Annotated in this window: 29 protein-coding genes; 9 read left to right on the top strand and 20 right to left on the bottom strand. The window is 39.3% G+C overall.

The features are described from left to right. Window positions 1–23 precede the first annotated feature (23 nt). Entirely contained in the window at window positions 24–830 is an 807-nt protein-coding gene (gene metQ / locus ABJ974_RS05705) for a methionine ABC transporter substrate-binding lipoprotein MetQ (RefSeq protein WP_419870423.1), read from the top strand. Between the two features lie 141 nt (window positions 831–971). Here the strand turns inward: metQ and ABJ974_RS05700 are convergent, their stop codons facing one another. The 5 genes from ABJ974_RS05700 to ABJ974_RS05680 form a co-directional block, all read right to left on the bottom strand. Then, window positions 972–1,520 (bottom strand): DUF2652 domain-containing protein, encoded by a 549-nt coding sequence (locus ABJ974_RS05700; RefSeq protein WP_419870422.1) that lies wholly within the window; start codon window positions 1,518–1,520, stop codon window positions 972–974. Between the two features lie 58 nt (window positions 1,521–1,578). Beyond that, window positions 1,579–2,994: an efflux transporter outer membrane subunit gene (locus ABJ974_RS05695; RefSeq protein ID WP_419870421.1), complete on the bottom strand. Its 1,416-nt coding sequence runs from the start codon at window positions 2,992–2,994 to the stop codon at window positions 1,579–1,581. 16 nt (window positions 2,995–3,010) lie between these two features. Beyond that, window positions 3,011–6,154 (bottom strand): efflux RND transporter permease subunit, encoded by a 3,144-nt coding sequence (locus ABJ974_RS05690; RefSeq protein ID WP_419870420.1) that lies wholly within the window; start codon window positions 6,152–6,154, stop codon window positions 3,011–3,013. Window positions 6,155–6,166: 12 nt separating this feature from the next. Continuing rightward, window positions 6,167–7,306, bottom strand: a complete 1,140-nt coding sequence (locus tag ABJ974_RS05685) for an efflux RND transporter periplasmic adaptor subunit (RefSeq protein ID WP_419870419.1) — start codon at window positions 7,304–7,306, stop codon at window positions 6,167–6,169. A gap of 213 nt (window positions 7,307–7,519) precedes the next feature. After that, on the bottom strand, window positions 7,520–8,437 hold the full coding sequence (locus tag ABJ974_RS05680) for a helix-turn-helix domain-containing protein (RefSeq protein ID WP_419870418.1): 918 nt from the start codon (window positions 8,435–8,437) through the stop codon (window positions 7,520–7,522). Window positions 8,438–8,593: 156 nt separating this feature from the next. Here ABJ974_RS05680 and ABJ974_RS05675 point away from each other — a divergent pair, with 156 nt between their 5' ends. After that, window positions 8,594–10,855, top strand: a complete 2,262-nt coding sequence (locus tag ABJ974_RS05675; RefSeq protein WP_419870417.1) for a glycoside hydrolase family 3 C-terminal domain-containing protein — start codon at window positions 8,594–8,596, stop codon at window positions 10,853–10,855. 67 nt (window positions 10,856–10,922) lie between these two features. Here ABJ974_RS05675 and ABJ974_RS05670 read toward each other — a convergent pair whose 3' ends face one another. Then, the gene (locus ABJ974_RS05670) at window positions 10,923–11,669 is read right to left on the bottom strand and encodes a metallophosphoesterase (protein WP_419870416.1); all 747 of its coding nucleotides are present in this window, start codon (window positions 11,667–11,669) and stop codon (window positions 10,923–10,925) included. 242 nt (window positions 11,670–11,911) lie between these two features. Between ABJ974_RS05670 and ABJ974_RS05665 the strand changes: the two genes are divergently transcribed. After that, window positions 11,912–12,961, top strand: coding sequence for a hypothetical protein (locus tag ABJ974_RS05665; protein ID WP_419870415.1), 1,050 nt, complete (start codon window positions 11,912–11,914; stop codon window positions 12,959–12,961). A gap of 75 nt (window positions 12,962–13,036) precedes the next feature. On the opposite strand, the gene ABJ974_RS05660 is transcribed toward ABJ974_RS05665, so the two are convergent. Together ABJ974_RS05660 and ABJ974_RS05655 are read right to left on the bottom strand one after the other, a co-directional pair. After that, on the bottom strand, window positions 13,037–14,440 hold the full coding sequence (locus ABJ974_RS05660; RefSeq protein ID WP_419870414.1) for an alkaline phosphatase: 1,404 nt from the start codon (window positions 14,438–14,440) through the stop codon (window positions 13,037–13,039). A 115-nt stretch (window positions 14,441–14,555) separates the two neighbouring features. Further along, a complete protein-coding gene (locus ABJ974_RS05655) occupies window positions 14,556–14,894 on the bottom strand; it encodes a MerC domain-containing protein (RefSeq protein ID WP_419870413.1) in 339 nt (112 codons plus the stop codon). 93 nt (window positions 14,895–14,987) lie between these two features. Between ABJ974_RS05655 and ABJ974_RS05650 the strand changes: the two genes are divergently transcribed. From ABJ974_RS05650 to ABJ974_RS05635, 4 genes are all read left to right on the top strand, one after another. Continuing rightward, window positions 14,988–15,380 (top strand): Fur family transcriptional regulator, encoded by a 393-nt coding sequence (locus tag ABJ974_RS05650; protein WP_419870412.1) that lies wholly within the window; start codon window positions 14,988–14,990, stop codon window positions 15,378–15,380. An 86-nt stretch (window positions 15,381–15,466) separates the two neighbouring features. Continuing rightward, window positions 15,467–15,616 (top strand): hypothetical protein, encoded by a 150-nt coding sequence (locus ABJ974_RS05645; protein ID WP_419870411.1) that lies wholly within the window; start codon window positions 15,467–15,469, stop codon window positions 15,614–15,616. A gap of 25 nt (window positions 15,617–15,641) precedes the next feature. Beyond that, window positions 15,642–16,385, top strand: a complete 744-nt coding sequence (locus ABJ974_RS05640) for a sensor histidine kinase (RefSeq protein ID WP_419870410.1) — start codon at window positions 15,642–15,644, stop codon at window positions 16,383–16,385. Window positions 16,386–16,394: 9 nt separating this feature from the next. Continuing rightward, entirely contained in the window at window positions 16,395–17,066 is a 672-nt protein-coding gene (locus ABJ974_RS05635; protein ID WP_419870409.1) for a response regulator transcription factor, read from the top strand. A 65-nt stretch (window positions 17,067–17,131) separates the two neighbouring features. Here ABJ974_RS05635 and ABJ974_RS05630 read toward each other — a convergent pair whose 3' ends face one another. From ABJ974_RS05630 to ABJ974_RS05585, 10 genes are all read right to left on the bottom strand, one after another. After that, window positions 17,132–17,398: a RebB family R body protein gene (locus ABJ974_RS05630; protein WP_419870408.1), complete on the bottom strand. Its 267-nt coding sequence runs from the start codon at window positions 17,396–17,398 to the stop codon at window positions 17,132–17,134. A gap of 74 nt (window positions 17,399–17,472) precedes the next feature. Further along, window positions 17,473–17,739: a RebB family R body protein gene (locus ABJ974_RS05625; RefSeq protein WP_419870407.1), complete on the bottom strand. Its 267-nt coding sequence runs from the start codon at window positions 17,737–17,739 to the stop codon at window positions 17,473–17,475. 79 nt (window positions 17,740–17,818) lie between these two features. Beyond that, window positions 17,819–18,085 carry a RebB family R body protein gene (locus ABJ974_RS05620; RefSeq protein ID WP_419870406.1) on the bottom strand — a complete coding sequence of 89 codons (267 nt, stop codon included), beginning with the start codon at window positions 18,083–18,085 and terminating at the stop codon, window positions 17,819–17,821. 95 nt (window positions 18,086–18,180) lie between these two features. After that, entirely contained in the window at window positions 18,181–18,447 is a 267-nt protein-coding gene (locus tag ABJ974_RS05615; RefSeq protein WP_419870405.1) for a RebB family R body protein, read from the bottom strand. A 172-nt stretch (window positions 18,448–18,619) separates the two neighbouring features. After that, a complete protein-coding gene (locus tag ABJ974_RS05610; RefSeq protein WP_419870404.1) occupies window positions 18,620–18,871 on the bottom strand; it encodes a RebB family R body protein in 252 nt (83 codons plus the stop codon). Window positions 18,872–18,899: 28 nt separating this feature from the next. Continuing rightward, entirely contained in the window at window positions 18,900–19,256 is a 357-nt protein-coding gene (locus ABJ974_RS05605; protein WP_419870403.1) for a hypothetical protein, read from the bottom strand. 12 nt (window positions 19,257–19,268) lie between these two features. Further along, complete coding sequence (locus tag ABJ974_RS05600) at window positions 19,269–20,081, bottom strand: hypothetical protein (RefSeq protein ID WP_419870402.1); 813 nt, start codon at window positions 20,079–20,081, stop codon at window positions 19,269–19,271. Further along, window positions 20,059–20,268, bottom strand: coding sequence for a hypothetical protein (locus ABJ974_RS05595; protein ID WP_419870401.1), 210 nt, complete (start codon window positions 20,266–20,268; stop codon window positions 20,059–20,061). The genes ABJ974_RS05600 and ABJ974_RS05595 overlap by 23 nt, the downstream gene beginning before the upstream one ends. A 41-nt stretch (window positions 20,269–20,309) precedes the next feature. Continuing rightward, window positions 20,310–20,813 carry a hypothetical protein gene (locus ABJ974_RS05590; protein WP_419870400.1) on the bottom strand — a complete coding sequence of 168 codons (504 nt, stop codon included), beginning with the start codon at window positions 20,811–20,813 and terminating at the stop codon, window positions 20,310–20,312. An 18-nt stretch (window positions 20,814–20,831) separates the two neighbouring features. Further along, complete coding sequence (locus ABJ974_RS05585; RefSeq protein ID WP_047400697.1) at window positions 20,832–21,047, bottom strand: RebB family R body protein; 216 nt, start codon at window positions 21,045–21,047, stop codon at window positions 20,832–20,834. Between the two features lie 502 nt (window positions 21,048–21,549). On the opposite strand from ABJ974_RS05585, the gene ABJ974_RS05580 reads away from it, so the two are divergent. Together ABJ974_RS05580 and ABJ974_RS05575 are read left to right on the top strand one after the other, a co-directional pair. Beyond that, window positions 21,550–22,992, top strand: coding sequence for a J domain-containing protein (locus ABJ974_RS05580; protein WP_419870399.1), 1,443 nt, complete (start codon window positions 21,550–21,552; stop codon window positions 22,990–22,992). 23 nt (window positions 22,993–23,015) lie between these two features. Then, a complete protein-coding gene (locus tag ABJ974_RS05575; protein ID WP_419870398.1) occupies window positions 23,016–24,251 on the top strand; it encodes a hypothetical protein in 1,236 nt (411 codons plus the stop codon). A gap of 26 nt (window positions 24,252–24,277) precedes the next feature. Here ABJ974_RS05575 and ABJ974_RS05570 read toward each other — a convergent pair whose 3' ends face one another. Together ABJ974_RS05570 and glsA are read right to left on the bottom strand one after the other, a co-directional pair. Next, complete coding sequence (locus ABJ974_RS05570) at window positions 24,278–24,826, bottom strand: hypothetical protein (protein ID WP_419870397.1); 549 nt, start codon at window positions 24,824–24,826, stop codon at window positions 24,278–24,280. 35 nt (window positions 24,827–24,861) lie between these two features. Then, complete coding sequence (gene glsA / locus ABJ974_RS05565) at window positions 24,862–25,875, bottom strand: glutaminase A (RefSeq protein ID WP_419870949.1); 1,014 nt, start codon at window positions 25,873–25,875, stop codon at window positions 24,862–24,864. Between the last annotated feature and the right edge of the window lie 15 nt (window positions 25,876–25,890).

The raw sequence follows: 25,890 nt of genomic DNA, 5'->3' as shown, positions 1-25,890 counted from the left end.
TATCTTAGAAAAAATAATTTACAATGAAAAAAATAAAGATTTTAGGCTTAATAGCCGCAGGTCTGCTGGCTTTAAACTCATGTAATTCTCCCAAAAAGGACGACCCGAATTATATTAAAGTAGGAATTACTTCAGGACCGGAGCAAGAAATTGCCGAAGTAGCTAAAAAAGTGGCTAAAGATAAATATAACCTTGAAGTGGAACTGGTTCCATTCAATGATTATGTAGTTCCCAATGAAGCACTAAACAACGGCGATATTGATGCCAATGCTTTTCAGCATGTTCCTTATCTTACCGAGCAATCCAAACAGAGAGGGTACAAACTTGCTGTAGTAGGAAATACTTTTGTATACCCTATCGTTGCTTATTCAAAAAAAATCAAAAATATCAGCGAACTTAAGAACGGAAGCACAGTGGCTATCCCTAACGACCCTACCAATGGCGGACGTTCCTTATTGTTACTACAAAAAAACGGTTTGCTAAAACTTAAAGACGGTATAGGCTTACTTCCTAAAGTAACGGACATTGTAGAAAATCCTAAGCAATTGAAACTTGTGGAAATAGAAGCTCCGCAGCTTCCAAGAGTACTGGATGATAAAGAAGTGGTCATTGCCATTATCAATAATAATTTTGCGGCGCAGGCAGGGCTTACCGATAAAGAAAGCATTTTAAAAGAGGATAAAGATTCTCCGTACGTAAATGTAATCGTAGCCAGAGAAGATAATAAAAACTCTGAAAAAGTAAAGAATTTTGTAAAAGCTTATGAATCTGATGAAGTAGTAAAAAAAGCGGAAGAAATTTTTAAAGGAGGTGCTGTAAAAGGTTGGTAAACCCTTCTCCTATTAACATATACAAAGCTCCGGAAATCCGGAGCTTTTTTATTGTTTTTTATTTCTATTCTTCCCTATCAGATCCAAAAAAAATGCCTGAATTTCTTCAGACATTTCGCGCGATTAAAAAAGTGAATAGAATTATATATTAAAATAATGAATCGCTCCCGCATCCGATAAATGCAGCTGGTCTTCATTAAAGTGACTAACAAAACTTTCGCTATTTTCCAGGAAAGAATGACTGAACAAAGCATAGGAAGGCTGTTCCGCCCATTCGTTTTTCAACAGCTGATGAGCTTCCACCACTGTTGTTCCATACAATTTCTTAAAATTTCCGATTTTATATTGTGAAAATGTTCCGTAATGAACGATACATTTCAAAGACATATCAATAGGAAGGCTTAAAGCTTCACTAAGCTCGGATATCTTCCTGCTAAAAGCATCCTGCATCTTTTTTAATATTCCCGAGATACTTTCATAGGAAGGGTGATCGTCATACCTGTAAAATAAAATCGCATCTCCTTCTATCTCGGATATTTCAAAATACTGATCGTTCACCTCAATCAATGTCGACAATAATTCTCTTACAATATATTCTCCTGTATATAGTTTTGTATTAAATACAAATTCTGTAAAACCGTTAAAGTCCGGAATCATAATGATACCATCCTGGGTATTTGTATCTTTCATATGATTATAGATTAAAAACCTGTTGTGTCATTAAAGACGCAACAGGTTTAATTTTACTTTATTGCCACCCTCCACCGACAGCCCGGTAAAGTGTAGTAATTGCATTTAACCGTTGAGCTTTCAGAGAAGCAAGGTCCAGCTCTGCCTCCAATTTATTGGTCTGAGCCAGGATCACCTCTACATAGGTCGCTGAATTATATTTAAATAAGATATCTGCTTTCTTCACCGCTTCATCTGATTTTTTCACCAAACCTTCGGCAATCGCCTGTTGCTCTTCCAGTTTTTCTATCTGCACCAATGCATCGGAAACTTCTCCTACTGCGTTTAATACCGATTGTTTAAAATTAATCTCCGACTGTTCGGAAAGTACTTTAGCCTGTTCGTATTGGGTTTTCAGCTGTTTTCCATTTAATATAGGCTGAGCCAATGTTCCTGCCAGGTTTCCGAAAAGAGAGCCCGGAATATTGAACCAGTTGCTGGCCTTAAATGCATTTAAACCTCCCTGAGCTGTAATGCTGAATGAAGGATACATGCTCATTTTCGCCACATGGATGGAAGCAATGCTTTTTCTGAAATCCAGCTCACTGCTTTTCACATCAGGTCTGTAACTCAATAATTCAGAAGGAATCCCTGCTGCTATTTTATCAGGGGTCTGAATGTTATCCAGACTGGTTTTTCTTTCCACTTTATCCGGCATAGAACCGGTAAGAATGCTTAATGCATTTTCCTGAGTAGCAATAGAGCTTTCAATAGCGGGAATACTTTTCCGGATCTGATCCCGTGTAATTTCCTGTTGTTGTACCGCCAAAGCCGTCGTTAATCCCACTTCATATTGTTTAGCAAGATACTTCAGGGTAGTTTCCGAATATTCCAGATTGGATTTTGTAATTTCCAGCTGGGTATCCAGCATCAGCAGGTTATAATATCCCTGAACTACGGATGCCACCAGGCTTGTTTTCACAGCTTTCGCCGCTTCCTGGGTTTTAAGATATTCTGCTAAAGCTTCTTCTTTTTTTCCTTTAATTTTCCCCCAGATATCAGCTTCCCAGGAAATATTTACAGAAGTCGTATAATCTTCCGTATATCTTTTCCCCATAAACTGCCCTGCCATGATCCCGTTCATACTGTTGTCCGAAGGCCTGCTGATACTTGCATTTCCAATAGTTGCGCTTACGGTGGGAACATTTCCCCATTTACTTTGCGTAAAGGCCAGAGAAGCAAATTCTATCTGCTTTAATGCTACCTGAAGATCATTATTCTGAGCCATTGCCTTATCGATCAGTCCTACCAGAACCGGATCCTTGAAAAAATCTTTATAGCTGATCTTCGCTATATTTTCATCTTCCACAGCCATATCATCATTTCTGAATGTTTCGGGCATTTCCAACTTCGGCTGTTCATACTTTTGAACAGTACACGAAGCCACTGTCCCCGATACCAATGCTATATATGCTATATTTTTAATTGAATTCATTTTAAAAAAACATTGATTAATATTCCCAATCCGCTTCCGTAATTGGTTTTCCACTTACTTTTTCCTGTACATACTGGAACATTACGAAAAGAACCGGTGTTATAAATATTCCGAGAACCGTTCCGAATAACATTCCCGCAATTGCAGCATAACCAATCGAATGATTACCCATTGCTGATGGTCCTACTACAAAAAGTAACGGAAGTAATCCACTGATAAAGGCTAGGGAGGTCATCAGAATCGGACGCAAACGGGCTTTTGCCCCTTCCACTGCCGAAGCGATTAAGCTTTTACCAGCTCTTCTCCTCTGAATGGCGAACTCCACGATAAGGATACCGTTCTTCGCGAGAAGCCCTATGAGCATTACCATTGCAATCTGAACATAAATATTATTCGATAATCCTCCGAACGTAATCCCAACAAACACTCCTGAAAGCCCTACCGGAATTGAGATAAGCACTGCAAACGGTAAAATATAACTTTCATACTGTGCCGATAAAAGAAAGTATACGAAAACAATACATAACCCGAAGATCATCACAGATTGTGAACCGGACTGGCTTTCTTCCCTACTCATCCCTTTATAGTCATAAGTATATCCCTGAGGAAGCACCTGCTTGCTCACTTCTTCCACTGCAGTCATTGCCTGCCCGGTACTATATCCGGGTGCTGCCATGATCGTAAGATTGGAAGAATTAAAGAGGTTAAAACGATCCACCACTTCAGCTCCATTTACTTGCTTCAGACTTACCAATGTATTCACAGGAACCATTTCATTGGTGCTGTTTTTTACGAATATATTATTCAGTGACTGGGTATCTTCCCGGGTTTCGGGGGTAGATTGTACCAATACCCTGTAATATTTACCAAAACGGTTAAAGTCAGAAGACTGTATACTTCCGTAATATCCCTGCATTACTCCTAACACATCCGCTACGGAAACTCCAAGCTGAGCTGCTTTCACTTCATCCACTATAACTTCATATTGCGGATATCCTACATCAAAGGTGGTATAAGCCAGTGCTATTTCCGGTCTTTGCATTAAAGCTCCCATCATTCCGTAGGAAATATTTCCAAGATCTTTAAGCTCTCCGTTGTTACGGTCCTGTAAGACAAGCTCCATACCGCTGGTATTACCAAAACCGTCCACAGTAGGCGTATTGATTACCAAAAAGTTCGCTCTCTTATCCTGGGATAATGTTCCCTGTATCTGTCCTATAATGTCATTGATATTATCTACATCTCCTCTTTCTTCTCCTTTTTTAAGCTTTACAAAGAGAGCTGCTGATGAAGAAGACATGGAAGAGCTGAATAAATTCAAACCGTCCACTGAAATCACTTCTGAAACAGCCGGATTCTTCATTAAAATATTCTCCGTATCGTTCACTACCTGAGTAGTCCTGTCTTTTGAAGCTCCCGGCGGAAGATTGGCAGTTACAATCACGAAACTCTGGTCTTCATCGGGAATAAATCCTTTTGGAGTTGTCATGGACAGCCATGCAAACAGCCCTCCGAATGCAATGATCAATAAAACGGCAACCCATTTTCTTTTTAACAGGAATAATATGGATTTTCCATACCGGAAAGTAAGTTTGTTGAATCCTGCATTAAATCCTGCGAAGAACCTGTCCTTAAAGTTCATTTTTTCATGGGACTCACTTCCGTGGCCCTGCTTTAATAATAACGCACACAAGGCAGGACTTAACGTCAGTGCATTTACCGCTGAAATGATAATGGCAATCGCTAACGTCAATGCAAACTGCTGGTAGAACAATCCGGTGGAGCCACTCATAAAGGCTACCGGAACGAACACCGCAGACATTACCAGTGTAATGGAAACAATAGCTCCTGTAATTTCACTCATTGCCGACATGGTAGCTGCTCTCGGGTTTATTTTTTTATGTTCCATCTTAGCATGAACAGCTTCCACGACGACAATCGCATCATCCACCACGATACCAATGGCGAGTACCAGGGCGAAGAGCGTAAGTATATTAATGGAGAATCCAAAAATATTCATAAAGAAGAATGTCCCTACAATAGAAACCGGAACCGCAATGGCAGGAATCAGTGTAGACCGGAAATCCTGTAAGAAAATATACACGACAATAAATACCAATATGAAGGCTTCAATTAAAGTATGAATTACCTGATCAATAGACTGGTCCAATGCATCTTTTGTCGCATATGGAATTTCATAGGCCATTCCTTCCGGAAAGGATTTTTCAAGCTCTTTCATTTTTGCCTGAAGGGCGATCTGCACTTCATTGGCATTAGATCCTGCCATCTGGAAAATAGCCATAGCCACAGCAGGCTTTTTATTATATTGTGAAGATACCGTGTAGCTGTAAGCTCCAAATTCTACTTTGGCGATATCCTTTAATCTTAATACGGAACCATCGCTTAATGCCTTGATGGTGATATTTTCATATTGCTCAGGCTCTGTAAATTTACCTTTATAGCGAAGTACATACTCCATGGCTTCTTTACTTCTCTCCCCGAATCTTCCCGGAGCTGCCTCCAGGTTCTGGGACTGAATAGCTGCGGACACTTCCCCCGGAGTAAGGTTGTAAGCGGTTAATTTAGTAGGATCCAGCCATACCCTCATGGAGTAATCCTTATTTCCGTACACCATAGCATCTCCCACTCCGGTCACCCTTTTAAGTTCCGGAACAATATTGATTTTAGCATAATTCTCAAGAAACAAATCGTCCATTTTACCATCTTTACTGGTTAAGGAGATCATAGAGATCATACTGTTCTGTCTCTTCAGGGTGGTAATACCTGCCTGGATTACTTCTTCCGGCATCTGATTACTCACCTGTGATACCCTGTTCTGAACATTTACGGCTGCCTGATCGGGATCTGTTCCCAATTTAAAAATCACCGTGATGCTTAAGGTTCCGTCATTACTCGCTGTAGAAGTAATGTAATCCATATTTTCCACCCCATTGATGGCATTCTCCAATGGTGGAGCTACCGATCTGGCAATTGTTTCTGCATTCGCTCCCGGATAGGTAGCCGATACCATGACGGTAGGCGGTGCTATATCGGGAAACTTGGTAATTGGTAAAGTAAGCATACCAACGACACCCAATATTACCAATAGTATAGAAATTACCGTTGCTAATACGGGTCTTTTTATAATCTTTTTTAACATGATTTTCTTTTCCTATTTTTTCTGTTGAGCTTTCTTTTGAGCTACTACCGGAGCTCCGGGCTGTAACCGGTCAAAACCTTCAGTAATATATTGCTGTCCTGCCTTGATTCCGCCGGATACGATATAGTTGTTTCCGGATTTCCCTTCCACTTCTATCGGAAGCTGGGCTGCTTTCCCTTTATCTATCGTATACACAAAAATCTTATCCTGGATCGTTCTCGTAGAGGCAATCGGGAATAAAATGACATTGGAGTAGTATTGCTCAATGATAATCTTTCCGGTATTACCGGTTCTCAATAGGTTATTGGCATTATTAAACTTAGCTCTCATGGTAATGGACCCCGTAGTTTTATTGAACTGTCCTTCTACGGCATCTATATTTCCTTTTTCACCATAGTTTTCACCACTGGAAAGCTGTAATGAAACGGGAGCCGTATTTTTCAGGATCTCATCAATGCTGCTGCCTGTTCCCTGTTTCTGAAAATTACTGAAGTCATTTTCACTCATACTGAAATAAGCATATACCTGATGGATATCCGACAATAAGGTAAGCGGATCCTGGTTAGTAGGTGAAAGTAAGCTTCCCAAACGGTAATTGAACCTTCCGATATATCCGCTCAAGGGAGCTTTAATAACCGAAAAGTTCAGGTTGATCTTGGCGGATTCTATGGCGGAAACAGACTGGCTTACCGCACCTCTTGCCGCATTATAAGCTGCTTCCGCTTCTTTTACCTGAATATCGGAAACCATTTTATTTCTGAAAAGCTCTTTCTTTCGTTCCAAATCAATTTTAGAGGTTGAAAGATTTGCCTGTGCCGAAATCAGTGCCGCCTGTGCACTTTTCAGCTGCTCTTTAAAAATCTGATCTTCTATTTTAAATAATGGCTGACCTGCTCTTACATAGTCTCCTTCATCTACAAAAATTTTAGATAAATATCCTGTGATCTGAGGTCTGATTTCCACATTGGAAACTCCTTCAATGGAAGCCGCATATTCTCTCGCAACCGTAGCATCTCCCTGCTTCACTGTTTCTACAGGAAGCTCGGCCGGCGGCTGCTGATTAGACTGATTCTGATTATTTTTCTTACATCCTGCCAGCACAAGTAACGGCAACAGGAATATCCACGATTTCTGAATTAAAAATCTCTGCATACTATTTCTTTAAGTTTTTACCGCACAAAATTCGTCCGAAAAAAGGGGAATGGAAATATTCAAAAAACCCCTTATTTTGTCAAAAAGACTCCTTATTTGCAATAAACATGATAAATCTCATGAAATGAAAAGTATGAACCTGTATCTGTATATTTATTTCTTTTAATCTAGCTTAAACAAACAACGCACAGGTAGAGAAAGAAAATCACTATTTTAAAATAAATTATCTTTTTTATATTCCAAAGGAGATTTCCCTGTATTTTTCTTAAAGAATTTACTAAAAGACGCCTGATCCGGAAATTTGAGCTGGGCAGCCACTTCACCCACATTAGCATTTGAATTTTTAAGCAATATTCTTGCTTCTATGGCCAATACCTGATGAATGATCTCCCGCGGGGATTTAAACATGGTCTTATTAATCACCTTAGTAAGGTATTTCCTGCTGATGAACAGCTGGTCCGCATAAAACTGCACATTATGCTGTTCCTTGAAATGTTCGCGCACAAGGGTAAAAAAGCTGGTCGTAATTTCATCTTCCCTGGAAGTCACATTATGCTCCTCTTCTGTTTTTTTAAAATGATTATCTATTTCATAGATCACTAAAGAAAAGTGATGCCATATCATCTCATTAAAATAATAATAATCTTTGTCCGTACTGTTCAGATTCTCCAGTTCATCCAGATGAAAACTCACCCGTCTAAACAGTTCCGGCTCATTCTGAATAGCATGATGAGGATCCTCGCCAAGACTTTTCAGCACAGCATTCGACCGATAATTGAAGCCTGCCTGTGAAATAAAATCAACAGAGAAAAATATATATTTGGCATTGTAATCTTTAGACGCTTCTTCTACACAGAATGTTTCCGACATCGGACAAAATACAATATCACCCGCAGCCACTTTATAGCTTTTATTGTCGAGCTTAAATGCCAGATGGCCACTTTTTATCAGGATAATACAAAAGAAATCCGCCCGGAAAGGAACTCCTATTTCCATAGAATAGTTCTCTCCCTCAATGTTGAGAACTACAAATTCATTGATCCTTAAATCAAATTCGATCTCTTCAAGCAATTCCTTGAATGTAAACGTAGAAATATAATTTTTTTCGGAGGTACTTCTTTTTCGGGGCATCAATTGTGGTTAAGATAATACGAAATTAAATAAATATATCGATTATTAAAATGAATTTATCATGGATAAAACAACAATTTTTCAAATTTTATTATCTCATTTTGAGATAATAAATAATTTATGTACTTTTAACCCGAAAATCCATAAATAAGTTTTATGCTAAAGAAAACTGTCCTCATAAGTTTTTTAACTCTCATTTCATTCTCTTCCATGGCTCAAAATAATCCAATACCTGTTTATCTGGATGAATCCAAACCGGTTGAACAACGTGTACAGGATGCAGTCTCCAGAATGACGCTAGAAGAAAAGGTGGCAATGCTGCATGCCCAGTCAAAATTCAGCTCTCCCGGAGTTCCGCGACTTGGAATTCCTGAATTCTGGACTACGGACGGACCTCATGGGGTACGCCCGGAAGTAATGTGGGATGAATGGGACCAGGCAGGATGGACCAACGACTCCATTATTGCCTATCCTGCACTTACGGCCCTATCTGCTACATGGAATAAAAAAATGTCATGGAATTATGGCAAAGCTTTAGGTGAGGAAGCCAGATATAGAAAAAAAGATATTCTGCTGGGACCCGGTGTCAATATTTACAGAACACCCCTGAACGGAAGAAACTTTGAATATATGGGAGAAGACCCTTACCTTACTTCCAAAATGGTGGTACCTTATATCAAAGGAGTTCAGTCCAACGGAGTGGCCACCAGCGTAAAGCATTTTGCTTTAAATAACCAGGAAATGTTCCGCCATACAAGCAATGTAATTGTTGACGACCGTACTTTGTATGAAATTTACCTTCCTCCTTTTAAGGCAGCCGTTACCGAAGGGGATTCATGGACGATAATGGGTGCGTATGATATGTATAAAAATCAGTATGCCAGCCAAAACCAATATCTTTTAAATGATATCCTTAAAGGAGAATGGAACTATAAAGGCGTAGTGGTTTCCGACTGGGGAGCCGTGAATAATACGGAGCAGGCTATTCACAACGGATTGGATCTGGAATTCGGAAGCTGGACCAACGGGCTTTCTGCCGGAACCAAAAATGCATATGACAATTATTACCTGGCCAAGCCTTACCTCGACCTTATTAAAGCTGGAAAAGTAGGAACTAAAGAACTTGATGATAAGGTCACCAGAATCCTTCATCTGGCTTATAAAACCACCATGAACAGAAATAAGCCGTTCGGGAATATTGCTTCGGAAGAACATAAAGCCATTGCTAAAGAAATCGGGGAAGAAGGAATCGTCTTATTAAAAAATCAGGGTAATTTATTACCTATAGATATCAACAAAACAAAGAAAATTGCCGTTATCGGAGAAAATGCCATCAAAATCATGACAGTAGGTGGAGGTTCTTCTTCTTTAAAGGTAAAATATGAAACATTACCATTAGATGGAATCAAAGCAAGGTTTGGAAAAAAAGCCGATGTGCAGTTTGCCAGAGGATATGTAGGTGATATCGGCGGAGAATATAATGGTGTAAAATCCGGACAGAACTTAAAGGATGACCGCTCTGAAACAGAATTACTGAATGAGGCGGTAAGCCTTGCCAAAAAATCGGATTTTGTCATTTTCGTAGGGGGATTAAATAAGAGTGACTTCCAGGACAGCGAAGGAAATGACCGTAAAAATTTAGGACTTCCTTATAACCAGGATCAGCTGATTAACGCATTGGCAAAAGCCAATAAAAACCTGGCCGTAGTCCTTGTTTCCGGAAATGCCGTTGCTATGCCGTGGGTAAAAGATGTTCCGTCTATACTGCAGGCGTGGTACCTGGGATCAGAATCAGGAAATTCAATCGCTTCCATTTTAGCGGGCGATGCCAACCCTTCGGGTAAACTTCCTTTCACCTTCCCCGTAAAACTGGAAGATAACTCCGCCCATCAGTTAGGAGAATATCCCGGAAATAAGGAAGAACTGGCAGCAGGTAAAGGAAAGGATCAGAAAAACCCTATCAATATTACCTATAATGAAGGGATTTTTGTGGGCTACCGTTGGCATGATACCAAAAATATCAAACCTTTATTCAGTTTCGGACACGGGCTGAGCTACACCACTTTTGAATTTGGGAAAGCCAGTGCGGACAAGGCCAGCCTGGGCACTTCCGATACCATTACTTTCAAAGTTTCGGTAAAGAATACCGGTAAAAAGGGAGGAGCTGAAGTAGCGCAGCTTTACATCAGCGATCTTCAATCTTCTGTTCCACGTCCTGCCAAGGAATTAAAAGGTTTTGAAAAAGTATACCTAAACCCGGGTGAACAGAAGGAAGTGAGCTTTACCATTGATAAATCCGCTTTAAGCTATTTTGATGCTGAAAAACATCAATGGGTAGCTGAGCCTGGAGAGTTTGAAGCTTTAATCGGAAATTCTTCTGATGCTATTAAAACCAAAGTAAAATTTACACTCAAGTAGTATTTTTTTATTCATATCTAATATTGTCAGAAAGCCGGAAAATTTCCGGCTTTCTTTTTTTTAAATATTAAATTTCAATAATCAATTCCCTTTCATATCCTGTGTCAGGTTCATCCATATATCCATGAGGATTGCAGATAATTTCCGTTTCTCCTATCTTATAACGGCTAGGCGTATGAATATGCCCATGAATCCAATATAAAGGCTGATATTCCATAATTAAACTTTCCAGATCTGAAGCATATGCTGCCGTAATTGGATCATTTTTATATTTCTCCGGAACCGATTGTATACTTGGAGCATGATGACTTATTACCACATTCTTGACTGCTTCCGAATTTTTCAGACTTTCTGTTAACCACAGTTTTGACAACTGATGAATCTTAAAGATATCAAGTGTTCGCATCTTAGAATAAGAAGGATCTCTTCTTATTAATTTATAGTCATTCATTTTAGATTGGCATATCATTCCGTACTGAACCGGATTTCCGAATAGTGAAAAATCTGTCCATAATGTTGCTCCATGAAAGCGTATTCCTTCAATATCTATAAACGAATCTTCAAGCACAGCTACATTAGAACCTCTGGCTTCCTCTTTCACTTTATTTAAAACTTTTGGATAAGCTCCCTTGTAATATTCATGATTTCCTAATACGTAAATCACAGGTTTGTCCTTAATTTTAGATTTAATCCATTCTATACCTTTTGTGCCTATATTTACATCCCCGGCAAAAATTACCACATCTGCATTTTCAAAATTATGATCTACAGAACCAAACTCCTGATGTAAATCACTTACAATCTGTATTTTCATGATGTTTTAATCAATAAATAGGTTACAAAATAAAGCATTCGTCCCAAAATAAAACGAATTATTTTATTTTATGGCATAATATTTTTAATTAAAGCATGGAAAATAAATGACAAAACACACGCAATTAATTTAATGTATAAATCATATTTTAATTTAGAATAATAAAAAAATAGAATTATACTCATGGTATATATCACGTTTTTTTTACTTTTACAAAAAAGACAAAGAAAAGAAAATCAGTTATGAAACAACGACTTTTACCTTTAGCCATTATTTTTTTAGGCTTAACCGCTAACGCACAAGTAGGAATAGGAACACCTAATCCAGGAAGTACCCTTGATGTAAGAGGGTCTTATGCCACTCCTTATAAGAGTATAACTGCTGCTACGTACACATTCCTTTCTACGGATCAGTACCTAGACTTCAGAGGAACTGCTGCCAGTACCTGGACATTACCTCCCGCACAAGCTGTTCCAGGTAATTTTGCAGGCAGGATATATGAAATAAGAAACGGAGGAACTGCTGATATTACCATCCTTCCTTCCGGTACAGAAACCATTGACGTATCTTATCTTTCTTCCGCTCAGAGCAGGTTTACAGTGCCTGCAGGCTATTATGCAACCGTAAAAAGTACAGGAAATACCAGTGGGGTTACGTGGGTAGTGACTTTGCTTACAGTAGGAAATACCACTTCTGAAGGTTCATCCGGATTCAGTACTTCTATTTTAGGATATACTCCTAAGAAAGCATCGTTAAGAACAGTACCAGCCACTTATGGAGGAGTTTCCGTAGCAGAAAGAGGATGCAAGAAATATTCTGGGAACGGCCATACTTATTGCGCTTATCAATTGGGAGGACCGAAAAATTTCTATGATACCTTCAACTTCGCCAAACAAGTAGGAGGATATATTGTCACAATGACCGGAAATAATGAAAGAACATGGGTGAATTCTAATCTCCTTGCGGCAGCACCTAACGGATATACATTTGATCACAGCGTATGGATAGGCTACAATAAAGTTGCCTACCCTGGAAACCCGGTTCAGTTTACCTGGATTACCGGAGAAGATTGGGTAATTGACTGGACTACTTCCCCTAATTCCACTCCGGAAAACTGGTTCAATACAGGTGAGCCTAATAATGCAGGAGGTTCGGAAGGTTCCTGTCACATTCTGGCAACCAACAGAAGTTCCACCAGAAGATGGAATGACCTTAACGGAACCAGTACGAATGATTCTGGAAATTCCGGAACAGATTTTGACCAGGTTATCCTGGAATTCAACGAAGATTAGTTTATTAATATTTTTATAAAAAAACCTTTCCCATACCTAGGTATGGGAAAGGTTTTTGCGATTATATACCTGTTATCATCCGCTTACTTCTGCTGCTTCCAACATCAGATAATGTAAATCCGTATTTTTCACAAAAGGTTTTAAAAGCTCACTACCCGGGCCGTAAGCCGCCAATTCCACATAATCTCCTGTATGGTCCATACTGATCCATCCTACGGAATTATGCTTTTTCTGAATCTCGGAATATACCTTGAAAGGAAGTTTCTTATAATTGTACAATCCGTCTTCCTGCTTTTCCAGACCGGAATAAAAATCTAACAAATGTTTTGCTTCTTCATCTGCAAGGCTAAAGCCATTGGTTTCAAAGATCCAGTCTTTGATCTGCTGAAGATTAAAGTCGGCATGGATAGCATTCAAAACATATTCATTGGTATATTTATACTGAGCAATACTATTGAAATTTTTAGTTGCATTGGTTCCATATAGAGTGCCCGGATTAGCATTACCGTGATCAGTAGTAATGATCACCAAAGTATTTTCATCTTTTTCGGCAAAGTCTAAGGCTACTTTTACGGCTTCATCAAAAGCCAGCTGGTCATGAATGAGCGCTGCTATATCATTGGCATGTGCCGACCAATCTACCTTCCCCCCTTCTATCTGGAGAACAAAGCCTTCTTTATGGTCTTTCATCTGATCGATCGCTGCCTGTGCCATTTCTCCCAGTGTCGGGGTTTCCTGTAATTCAGGAATATTTTTTCTGTCAATAGAATAAGGCAAAGCACCAGAATTAAAAACGCCCAGCACTTTCTTCCCTTTTTCAAGCTTTTTCAGGTGAGATCTTTCTTTTAGAACCTGATAGCCTTTCTGCTTATAGATACCGTAAACATCTTTTTTATCTTTTCTTTTGGCAGCATTGAAAAATTCATCTCCTCCTCCCATCATTACATCCAAGCCGATGTCCGCATACATCTCAGCAATTTCCGGCTCAGCACTTCTCTTTTCGGAATTAACACAAAAACCGGCCGGCGTTGCATGGGTAATCGTTACAGTGGTTACACAGCCTGCTTTTTTGCCTTCTTTTTTAAACTTTTGCCAGATAGGAAGATATCTTTCTCCGTTAGCTCCTATATTGAGCATTCCATTTTTCACCCGGAATCCGCCTCCAAATGATGAACTCGCTGCCGCCGAATCTGTTACTATAGAGCTTGCGGAAGCTGTGTCCATAAGGGCTCTTGATGCTTTATTTTCATGATAAAGGTTCATCCAGTTGGTATTTTTTCCAAGGATATTCTGGGAATAAAGATTAGCCATAGCTAATGTTCCGGGGCTCATGCCGTCACTGATCATGAAAATTATGTTTTTTGCTTTCCTTTTGCTTTTAGGAAATCTTTGTACATCATTCGCCAGAAGGTCTATCGGATTAATTGTAAAAAGACCTGATAATAATGCTGAACCTTTAAGAAACTTACGTCTGTCCATATGAATTCAAATTTTTGAGGACACAATATAACGTATATACCCGTCCTGTCCCATCATGTTTTTATTAAATAATCATTAATATAAAGAATATTTTCCGATTCTCCGAATTAACACTTTAGTGCTTATGATTTTTAAAGTTAATTAAGTGTCCCGTAATCAAACCTACCGCACCGACGTAGATTAAAGGAAGATGAATTTCAAACAGAAAGTCTGCTGATATGGAAATCCCTATCATCAGAATAGAAATCCAAAACAAAGCTTTCAGCCACCATTCCGTAATCTGCCGGGTTACTTTATATACCACAGCAATACCAATCACAAAAAAAGCCATATCTATATAAGGATTATGGGATAAGCCTAGTGGTAGTACTATTAATAAAGGAAAAACAATACAATGAACAAGGCATAAAGCAGCTGCAGATATTCCCACCGCATCAAGAATTTTAGATTTCATAAGCATAATTATATTTGATTTTAAATTTCCTTATTGTAACTTTGTTGCAAAAGTAAACACAAATAATTTATAACGCAACTTAATTGCAATAAAATGAAACAAATCAGAAATACCCATGCAAAAACGGAAATATTAAACCTCATCCTTAATTCCGAAACTGCTCTGTCTCATACTGCTATTCAGGAAAAGGTGGGTGATTTATGCAACCGGGTAACCATCTACCGGGTGTTGGACCGTCTGGAAGAAGAAGGAAAAATCCATAAGATTGTCAATGTAGACGGAGTTGTGAATTATGCCAAATGCCATAATTGTGAAAAAAATGATCACCATCATAATCACCTCCATTTCAACTGTGAAGAATGCCATACGGTGACCTGTATTGAAAACATGGTTCCCGACGTTGTTTTACCTAAAGATTTTTTAGTAAAAAGCTATAATTTTGTAGTAAGTGGGATTTGCGCCAATTGCGTAAAATCTCAATTTTAGCTTAATATATTTCTCGCAGAGGTGGTAAATATAGTTTTTTTTGTAAATTTCAACAAAAATTAATTATCATTACAAAATATCTAAAAATGAAAACTAATACCACTGATTACTTAATTAAAAATGAGCAAGTAAAATTTAAAATTAAAAAGCCCGATCCTAAAAATGACCGTGTAGGGATAGATAATCCTTATTCACAATTTCCCCATTCTATTGATTTTCTTGTTTTACAATACTGAGTTCTAAACCACCCGGGATGTTAAAGTGGAAAATCAGAATTCAGTAATCGGATGGATCTGGACAGGCCTCGGACTCCTGTTCTTTATTACCTTATTCATCATTGTACTGGTAATCAATTATCAGGACAACCTAAAAAGAAATAAACAAAAAATAATTCAATTGGTCCGTAACGCACAGACAGGCTGTCTGGAAGAAGCATTTTTTCTGCAGGAAAAAGAAAGAGAACGTCTCGCAGAAGAACTGCATGATAATATATTATCCAGACTTAATCTTATACGACTGAATACGGAAACTAAAAATATTCATGAAATCAACACCGATTTAAAAAAATCCATGCAGCTGATCCGGGAATTATCCCACAACCTCACTCCTCCCGACCTGAAAGAAGTTGAGCTTAAAGATCTTATCGGTGATTATCTGGAACAGATCCACACCCCTATGGAAATCGATTATTTTCATTACGGCAGCCACGAAACCAATATAAGCAGTGAGGTAAAACTCAATCTGTTCAGGATCACTCAGGAGATTATCAACAATATTTTAAAGCACGCCCATGCCAATACCATTCGCGTAACGCTGCGAATATCTTCCCAATACATTATTCTTATCGTGGAAGATAATGGCTGCGGATTTGCTTCCAACGGCCATTATAAAGGAATCGGAATAAAAAATATACAGTCCAGGATCCGGCAGATCAAAGCCTTCCATACCTTAAAAACCCAGCCTGAAAAAGGAACCAAATATATTATTTGTAAACCCCTAAACTAAAATTAAACCATGAAAATCAAAATCGGAATTGTAGATGATGATTCACTTTTTGTACAATTATTAAAAAATTATTTTGAAACCATTGAAAATTATGATGTAGTCCTGACTTCCAAAAGCGGAAATTCTTTTCTGAGTGAATATACTCCAGACTCCCTTGATGTTCTTATACTGGACCTTAAAATGACGGATGGCGACGGAATAGAAGTCATGAATACCTTATCTCAGCAGGAAAGCCGGATTAAGATCATTGTTTTATCCAGCTTTTACAGACGTTCATTTATGGGACAGATGTTAAAGATGGGAGCTCACGCTTTTCTGCCTAAAGAAGTAGAACTCAGAGAACTTATTACCGTAATTGATAATGTGTACCAACATGGACATTATTTTTCCAATGAACAGATCGAAGTAATGAGAGGACAACTATCCAATAAGCTTCCCCAGTTCAATGCTTATTCTAAAAATGACCTGACAGAAAGAGAGATTGATGTGCTTAAATTATTATGCCAGCAGCTCAGCACCAAAGAAATTGCAGACCGTCTTTATATTTCACCCAAAACCGTAGAAACCCATAAGACCAACCTGATCATTAAAACCAGTGTAAAGAATACGGCAGGATTAGTAATTTATGCGGTACAGAACAATATTGTGGACGTGAATGAAATTGTTCTTTTTGATAAATAAAAATCAGGGGAGCATCTTTATGGATACTCCCCGATTACAAATTTTAAAAACAAAATATTCCTGTGTTATGAAGCGCTCAGCATTTTAGCAATAGCGATTGCATCAGAAACAGTATCAATACTGTAAATCTGCATTACTCCCTGTGTAGTAGCTGCCTGTCCTAAGATATTCTGCTGGTTCTGTGCATTCACTGCATTTTCAAACATGATTCCTGTGGAATGCGCTGCGGACTGATACACGTTACCTAAGGCTACTGCAGGAGCCTCTGCTACCACTTTTACGTTAGATTGGGTAACAGCATCAGTGATCTGTTGGTTAACTGTTTGTGACATGATTTTAAGTTTTTGTGGGAATGGTATTCCCTGTTAATAATAATTTTTTGACTTATGAAGAGTTTTAAAAGGATTTAGGATGCACCCAGCATTTTAGCAATTGAAATTGCATCCGCTATGGTATCCATGCTGTAGATCTGCATAATCCCCTGTGTAGTAGCTGCCTGTCCTAAGATATTCTGTTGGTTCTGTGCATTTACTGCATTTTCAAACATGATTCCTGTGGAATGCGCGGCGGACTGGTATACATTTCCTAAAGCCATTGCAGGAGCTTCTCCTACTACTTTTACATTGGATTGGGTTACTGCATCTGTGATCTGTTCATTGACGTTTGTTGCCATAATTCTGATTTTTTATAATTTGAGTTAAGATTTAAAACAGCCGGACTTTCCGGCCGTGGTTATTAATTTAATTACACTTTTAAGAAGCACTTAGCATTTTAGCAATAGCGATTGCATCGGAAACGGTATCGATACTGTAGATCTGCATTACCCCTTGCGTAGTGGCTGCCTGTCCTAAAATATTCTGCTGGTTCTGTGCATTCACTGCATTTTCAAACATGATTCCTGTGGAATGTGCGGCGGACTGATATACATTTCCTAATGCTACTGCCGGCGCCTCTGCCACTACTTTCACATTGGACTGGGTCACCGCGTCTGTGATTTGTTCATTAACTGTTGTTGCCATGATTTTTTTAATTTTAAAAGTTTAAGAAATACAACCGGATTTTCCGGTTGTCCGGATTTGATTTTTTCCGTAGTTTAATCAGGATGCATCATCTATTAAGATGCACTCAGCATTTTAGCAATGGAAATAGCGTCTGCAATGGTATCTACGCTATAAATCTGCATGATTCCCTGATTGGTAGCCGCCTGTCCTAAGATATTCTGCTGATTCTGTGCATTCACTGCATTTTCAAACATGATTCCTGTGGAATGCGCTGCTGTCTGATAGACGTTTCCTAAAGCAACTGCAGGAGCTTCTGCTACTACTTTTACATTCGATTGTGTCACTGCATCTGTGACCTGTGGGTTGACTGTCTGTGCCATAATTTAAAGTTTTGTGAGATCAGATCTCGGTTAGTAGTTATTAATTCAATTTAAAAATTTACTGAGCCGATCCCCAATAGCAGGATGCTGTACGGGCTGTTTGTAGAGACATTAGAAGATCATATTTGAGAAAAAAGTTACAGCATCCATGATTGGGCTTTTGGCTTATGTGTCAGATCCTGTTGTCAAAACGACTTTTTCTCAGGATTCCAATTTCTTTATATCTTATTTTTCTTCCCACCAGCTTTTTAGTGCTTATTACGGAATTTCCTATGGAAATCTGAAAGTCTTTCTGCTGATTCATTACTGATTGTTCAAACATTAACCCAGTGGAATGGGCATTGGCCTGGAGTGAAATTCCTGTAGATACAGCAGGTGATGATGCCACCACTTCTACATTCACATCATAATTATAATTTTCCATAAAGTATAGTTTTTGGGAGTTAGATTAGTTATCTGTTGATATTTGCTACTTTAGCCTGAAGCTTCATCAGCTTTTCCGTGATGCGGAGTTCTTTGGCTTTTATTTTTTCCTTAGAGATTTCCTGCATATTCTTCAGCTGCTCTTCATAATTGATGGCCGGAGCACCTGTAGGAGCCGCAGGTGTACCTGCCTGTTGCTGCTTTACAGCTTCTTCCAGTTTTTCCAGTAGAGGAGCCAACGATTTTAATGTTTCTTTCGTCGCTTTATCTTTAATATATTGGATAATTTCATCTTCATGATTAAGGATAAACTGAGGAATATTACCCGGTTGATCCGTTTCAGGTTTCTCTTCCGGAGCCGGAAGGCATAGCTGCTCTGTATCCATGATGATGGGTATTTAAATTAAATAGCCTATAAAAGCGCTTGATGCCGTCCAGTCTGAATTGATACCCTGTATCACATTGCTTCCCACGATTTCCGTAGCCAGATTTCCTGTAATCACATTGGCTGTAAGAAGCTCTTTTAACTGGCTTGAAGGAAGCTGTAAAATATAATCTTCCGAAAATAAAGGAGTACCAGCAGGATTTGCCGAATTTTCATTAACCACAATATCAAGTATCTCCTGTGAATAGTGGGCAATAAGCTTTGCTCCCTGAAATTCCAGTTCTCTTTTCAGCTCTACCAGGTCACCGGATGTCACCAGATCCGAAATACTGTTCACATCAATATCATGAGTGGAATACAACGCTTCTCCCGTATTGGACGGACAAATGGTGATATCTGTTTTTAAAACCGTTTCCGCTTTCTCCAGATTGACCGTCAGCAGTTTGGAATCCGTCTCCGGCTCTGCAATGTCACTTAATTTACTTAAAGGAAGAATCCTTACATTACAGAAAAAGTTTTTGGAATCATCCAGTTTGATCATGACAACCGTAATTCCGGTACATTCACTTTTGGGTTCTATCACAAAGGATTGGTAAGATATATATCTTTTGTTTTTGTTGATACAGTTTACAAAGCGAATAGCAGGAGTAATATTAATGGTATTTGTCTTTAAGCTGAATACAATTCTGTTCAAATTGTTTTCCGGTTTTTTCATGCTGAAATAGGCGGTATCATCATCCCTCTGAAGAAAGAAACTTTCATTCAGCTCGGTAAGAGATCTCAGGTTTAAAACTTTGGCGGGTTTAAGGTCGTTTGAATAGCTCATAGGTTATGTTTTTGAGTTTATTAAAAAATTTGTTGATAATATTTACTTTAGGCTGATCCGCCTCCACTTCCGGTGAAGGAATATCGGGTTCTTCTATGGCGGGCTTTACAATGGGCTGGGCAAGCTTTATGGTTTTAAGAACGGTTGTTCCCTCCCCTTTTTTTGCCGGATATAGATCTTTTTCCACGGTATCATTTTCTAGTGTGTTTTCTTGTTTAGAGGGTGGGGTCAATCGTTTTTTTTTTCGGGGTCATCATCAGGCTGATGAGAAGAAGGTGAATCCTGCACTTGCTGGGTGCCTGTATTGGAAACCGGATTTCCCGAAGATATTCTGGCTTTAATCTCAGCATAGTCACCTACTATCTTGAATAAGTCCCGTATGGCTTCATTTCCCTGGCCGGTATCAGGTGCCGCCATTTCTTCTTCACTGCTTTTGGAACCTGTGGAAGATGGATTATGATAATAGGTTCCATAGGTAAGGATATTGTTGGCCAGCCTGCTGATCGCAATCAATCCCAGCTGTTCAAAGCCTTTTAAAAAAGACTGAAGATCCTGAACCATCATCCCCTCTGCCTGATCTTTCATGATCTCTGCGGCTCCGGTCATGGGAGTGGCTTTCGGTGGAGCCAGTACCGTAGCATTAACAAACGCTACTGATTTCTCTGCCGGAGTCTGGGGTGTTGGATCGCCTGTGGCTGCATTAGCTCCTGGTGTGTCTGCATTGGTATTCATTTTAAAAAAATTTTAGAATTATCCTTTTAAAATTTTAATAGCATCTGCCACAATCGCAGGATTAAGCTGGTTCAGGTTTTGCTGGTTGGTCACCGAATTCTGAATGGATATTCCGCTGGCATGGGTAGCCATCTGATAAAGCATGCTCATCGCCTGTGCCGGTGATTCTCCCAGGACCGTCACATTCGTCTGCGTTACCGCATCTGTAGTCTGGTTGTTTACTGTATCTGCCATATTTTAAGTTTAAATGGTTATGTATGGTTTTAGTTTTTAGTTTTTAATATGAGATATTCATACTAAGCTTCAGTAAGGAACTCCCTATCTCTTTTGTCTGATACAAATTTCACAAACCCAACCCAATCACCTCTCGGGGAAAAAACTGAATTTTAAAAATTGAGGGAATTCTCCCAAATGTGAAATGAAGAATGATAAAGCCTTGGATCGGTTAATAAAAGGATCTTAACCCCATAATAAGGCCCCGGGAATCAAAAGAACCTTTGTCCCGGTATGGAATAAGGGTAAACCCCTAATTTATAAAAATAGGTATTTACCCTCTCCTCCATCCGAAGCATAAGACTGAAATTTGTAGAAACCTTCGGATTTCATAAAGCCTGTCAGGACTTGTGAAGAATCATCTAAAGGATCAATAAAAAAATAACCATAACTCAAGCCGGAAGCAGGATCAATGTAATAAAGGTCCTCTATCCTTTCCGGAAGATTTCTAATCCCATCTATTATGAGAACAAGTATTTATCCCCAAATCATCATTCACCCCGGATATGCTACCGGTGATATGTTCGGAATTGTCGCCACTTTAATTGATGATGACCGTGCCCATGTTATTGTAACTACCGGTACGGGTCCCATTTACGATCCTACCGACAAAGGAGTTTCCATAGCCCGGTTTTATCTGGATTCGGGAATACAGCCTGCAAGGGTACATCTTCTGTATGTAAATAATATCCGGCATGCTTCTTCGGAAGTGAAAAATTATGCGGTTAATATCCAGAGAACTCAATTCGGAAATACAAAAACAAAAAAAAATATTTTACGGGATGATGTTATGTCCGTAACGGGCGGTACCGATTATGTTGCCGAATATTTTTCGGAGAATATGCGCCAGAAAATAAGAAGAGCCTGGGATGTTAACGACTCGAGAGACCCGGAAATAAAAACATGGCTGGAAGGAAAAGCCATTCCTGTGAAAGGCAGTAATATTGCCGTCATATGGTCCCGCTTCAGTGGAAAAAAGGGAGACATCCACCTGGAGCACGATTCAAGCTATAAAGGCATTAAAAGAATTGTCCGTGAAGCTGTCAAAAGTTATGACGCGGTGATCATTGCCGGGGATAAAGGATATACACCGGCCAAAAGTCATAAATATGATTTAATCGCACAAAAAATCGATCCTGACAAAGTCTTTAATCTTACAGAATTCTGGAACGAAAATTCGGATGCGCTACGGGCATGGGGAGGTCATACACGTTTCGGACAGTTTAAGCTTTATGATTTTCTGCATCGTCATTTTCATGAGGTCAAGCATCTTGGATTCCGAAGCGGAAATCTCGAAGTAATGGCACTTCTCGGATACCTGGTACGATATATGGAAGAACCGGGCAGTGAAGGGGGAAAAAGAATGGCCGCCTGGCATCTGTTTGCACAGGGAAGGACACGCAAAGGAGGAATGGCTTCAGGATATGAACGGCTGGGAGTTCTTGAACCTCCTACACGATCCGGTAAGTATTTCAAACAATATCCGGGGGAAAGACGTCCTTCATGGGCCCCGGGAAGACCTGGAAGAACTCCTAAACCAGCTGCCATAAGATCTTTCTCAAAAGGCTTTACCGAAAGAGATATGGCCGTGATTATGGAATATTTACAACCTGAAAAAGAAAAAGGAATGGCTATGGTGTTAGCCCCACAGGCATCCACCTTTATGGAAATACCGGAAATGAAGTTTGCTTATCAGAATGCTTTACAGTTTATGAACCTCTCCCCTGATTTTAATGATAGTGATCTCTATAAAGCCTACAAAAGACTGGCTCTTCGATATCACCCGGACAAAGCAACAGGCAGCCATCAGAAGTTCATTCTCCTGGAGCAGGCTAAAAGAATCGCGGAAGGTGATTATTCCCTTATTCCCGAATTCAGCACGAACAGACTGGCCCTTACCGATTGATAATTTTTAAAAACTATTAGAATATGTTGAATTATAAAACACTTTTAGAACCCGGTGAAACTATTGATGAATTAATCCAAAAGGTGTATGAATATGCAATGAAAGAAAATATGCTTCCCGAGGACACTCCTGCTTCAGTACTAAAGGACACCTTTCACAGCTGGATGGCTTCCCGGCCGTGGGTGTTGCCCCAGGGGCTATTATTAGGATCCATCAAACCTTCCCTCGGTCTGGAAGATGATCAGCCAAAAGCCTATTGGAAATCTTTTCCTGACCGTCAGTCTTTTTATAAGCAGCTTATTTATGATTCTCATCCCCGGTTAAAGAAAAACCAGCAACGGGAAGTAAGACTCGCCATCCGGGTCCTGAAAAATGAAAAAATACGGAACAACCTCAATACATTACGGAGAGCGCTAGCCCAAGAACTCTGGAGACAGGAAAGCATATGGGGTAAAATGAGCTATTATCTTACCACCAATCCTATTGCCAACCTCATCCCCAATATGGGCGGAAGCTATAATCTGGCTAATTCCTATCCCAAACTCAGAGGAGAGCCCGATCTGGACGATATAGAAAGCTTACAACCGATACTGAATATGATGTTTATTAAAACAGACCGGATCAGCCTGGCATTTTCTGAGGAAAATTTCAGTGTCAGTGAAAATATAGCCATATTGCACGACATTAAAGAGCTCTTCAGCCCAAGGGGAAACAGCAGGGTCTTACCTACTGCTCATCCTCAGCTCATTCCTAATCCATATAAAGGAAAGAACAGTCCTAAGGAAGCTATGAGATGGGAAGTAACCGACGGAGACAGACCTTATAAGAGAGTCCCCATATCGGAAAAAGAAATCCGTTCCAGGAGTGGAGTTTTTAAAGGATTTAAATTTGATCAGGGCAGATTAGGAGCCGGCACCAGAGATGAAAATTCTGCTGATACCCAAAACGCCAGGAAAAAGTACCTTCCCCTGGAAACAGGACGTTCTCATACTGCTGCCAGGCTTTTTGAAATGGTTTCCCTTTTAAAACCTGCTATGAGCACTTCCCAAAAAAACAAGAAAATATATGATGAGTGGATGCGTGCTATTGCCTATGGAATCTTTGCCTACTGGAATGCTCCCAATCATGAGGGAGGATATCCTAAAAGCCTGACCCCGATCCATACTTATCATGAAGTAATGGATCCGGCTGAAGATTATCTGCCCGGAATATACAGACGTGCATTTTCTTACAGGGATCTGCAAGAATATCTGGAATAAAAGCTCTTAAATGCAATGAGCTCCTTTTATTTTACCTTTTCCAGCAGGTATAATTTGGCACCGGAAAAAGCAAGCTTGGGCATCAGGTTTCCTTCCAGCACCATGGTTTTATTGTTGGCATCAATGACGGAAATATAATTGTGGGAATTATATTCGATGTAGTTTTCTTTTTCTTTCGTTAAAGGATTTTTTCCAAACTCCAATGAATATTTTACCCAGTCTTCTTTGTCGGAGCTGCAATGTACGGGCTTAAACCTTGATTTTTTAGCTTTAAAAATAATCTGGTCATAGCTTCCTTCCGCACAATCGGTGGTAAATGAGCTCTCCGGATTCTGATCGTTTGAAAAGTCTTCAAAAGAACCTTTGTATACACCTACCACTTTCCATGTTCCGTCCAATTTATCTTCGTCGATCTTTCCTTTAGCTTTGCTTACCGCCCAGCTGATCCCGTTTACCGTTCCTTTTACAGCATGATAACTTACGTTCACCGCCCCCTTTACTACTTTTGTAGCGGTAGATACGATGCAGGAGTTCAAAATGAACAGTGCGGAAACCAGAAATATTATTTTTTTCATCTTAATTATTATTTACAGCGTACGAAGGTAACATTTTAAAAAATACTCAGGTTATATTGTTTTACTAAATCCAGGATCATGTGATAACCTGCCAATGAATTTCCATGCTTGTCCAGTGAGGGACTGAAAACCCCGATTCCCATTTTTCCGGGAACACTTACGGTAATTCCGCCTCCCACTCCGGATTTGCTGGGCAATCCCACCGTACGGGAATATTCCCCACTAAATTCATACATTCCGGCAGTCAGCATTTGTGATTCGATTAATTTTGCCATATCTTCATTTTTGTAGGTGGCATCTCCATCAAAACGCACACATCCGTTAGCAAAGAAATATCCTATTTTAGCCAGATCCTCTGCCGTTACTTCAATGGAACATTGTTTAAAATAGTTGTCAAGCTGGTCTTCGTTTCCCGAGATCAATCCGTTATTTTTCATCAGGTAGAACATTCCGCGGTTACGGTGTCCGGTTGCTTTTTCAGATTCGTATACGGACTTATTATAATCCAGGGAAGGGTTTTTAGTAATATATCTTACCATATCCAGGATTTTAAGGAAGGGCTTTTCTCCTTCTCCCGAAATTAATGAAGTGGTCAGTATCGCTCCGGCATTCATCATAGGATTAAGCGGTTTACCTGTCGTTTCAAGGTTCGAAAAATGATTAAAAGGTTTATCTGATCCGAAATACCCCATTTTATCAAAGATATTCTCTTCTCCCCTTTCTTTTACGGCAATCATTAACGCTATAATTTTTGAGATACTCTGCATCGTGAATTTTTTATGGACATCTCCGGTATTAAAAACTTTACCATTTTTATCTACCACAGAAAACGCCACCGCATCCGCCTGCATTTTTCCCAGCTCAGGAATGTAATCTGCTACTTTACCTTCTTTATAATAGGCTTTATTTTTTTCTAAAATATGTTGTAAAGTCTTTTCTGAAATGGTTGAAAGGTCTGCTGTTTTCTGAGCATACGACCATGTATTCAGGAAAAGAAATCCTGCCATAAAAATTCCTTTTGCAGGCCTTAGAAGACTATTTTTTTTCATCATTAAAAAATTTTC

Origin of the sequence: Chryseobacterium sp. CT-SW4 (genome assembly GCF_048572715.1) — a bacterium.
In the GTDB taxonomy this organism is placed as follows: domain Bacteria; phylum Bacteroidota; class Bacteroidia; order Flavobacteriales; family Weeksellaceae; genus Chryseobacterium.
The sequence above is the reverse complement of the archived record's forward strand: the minus strand, read 5'-3'. Positions and strand labels throughout refer to the sequence as shown.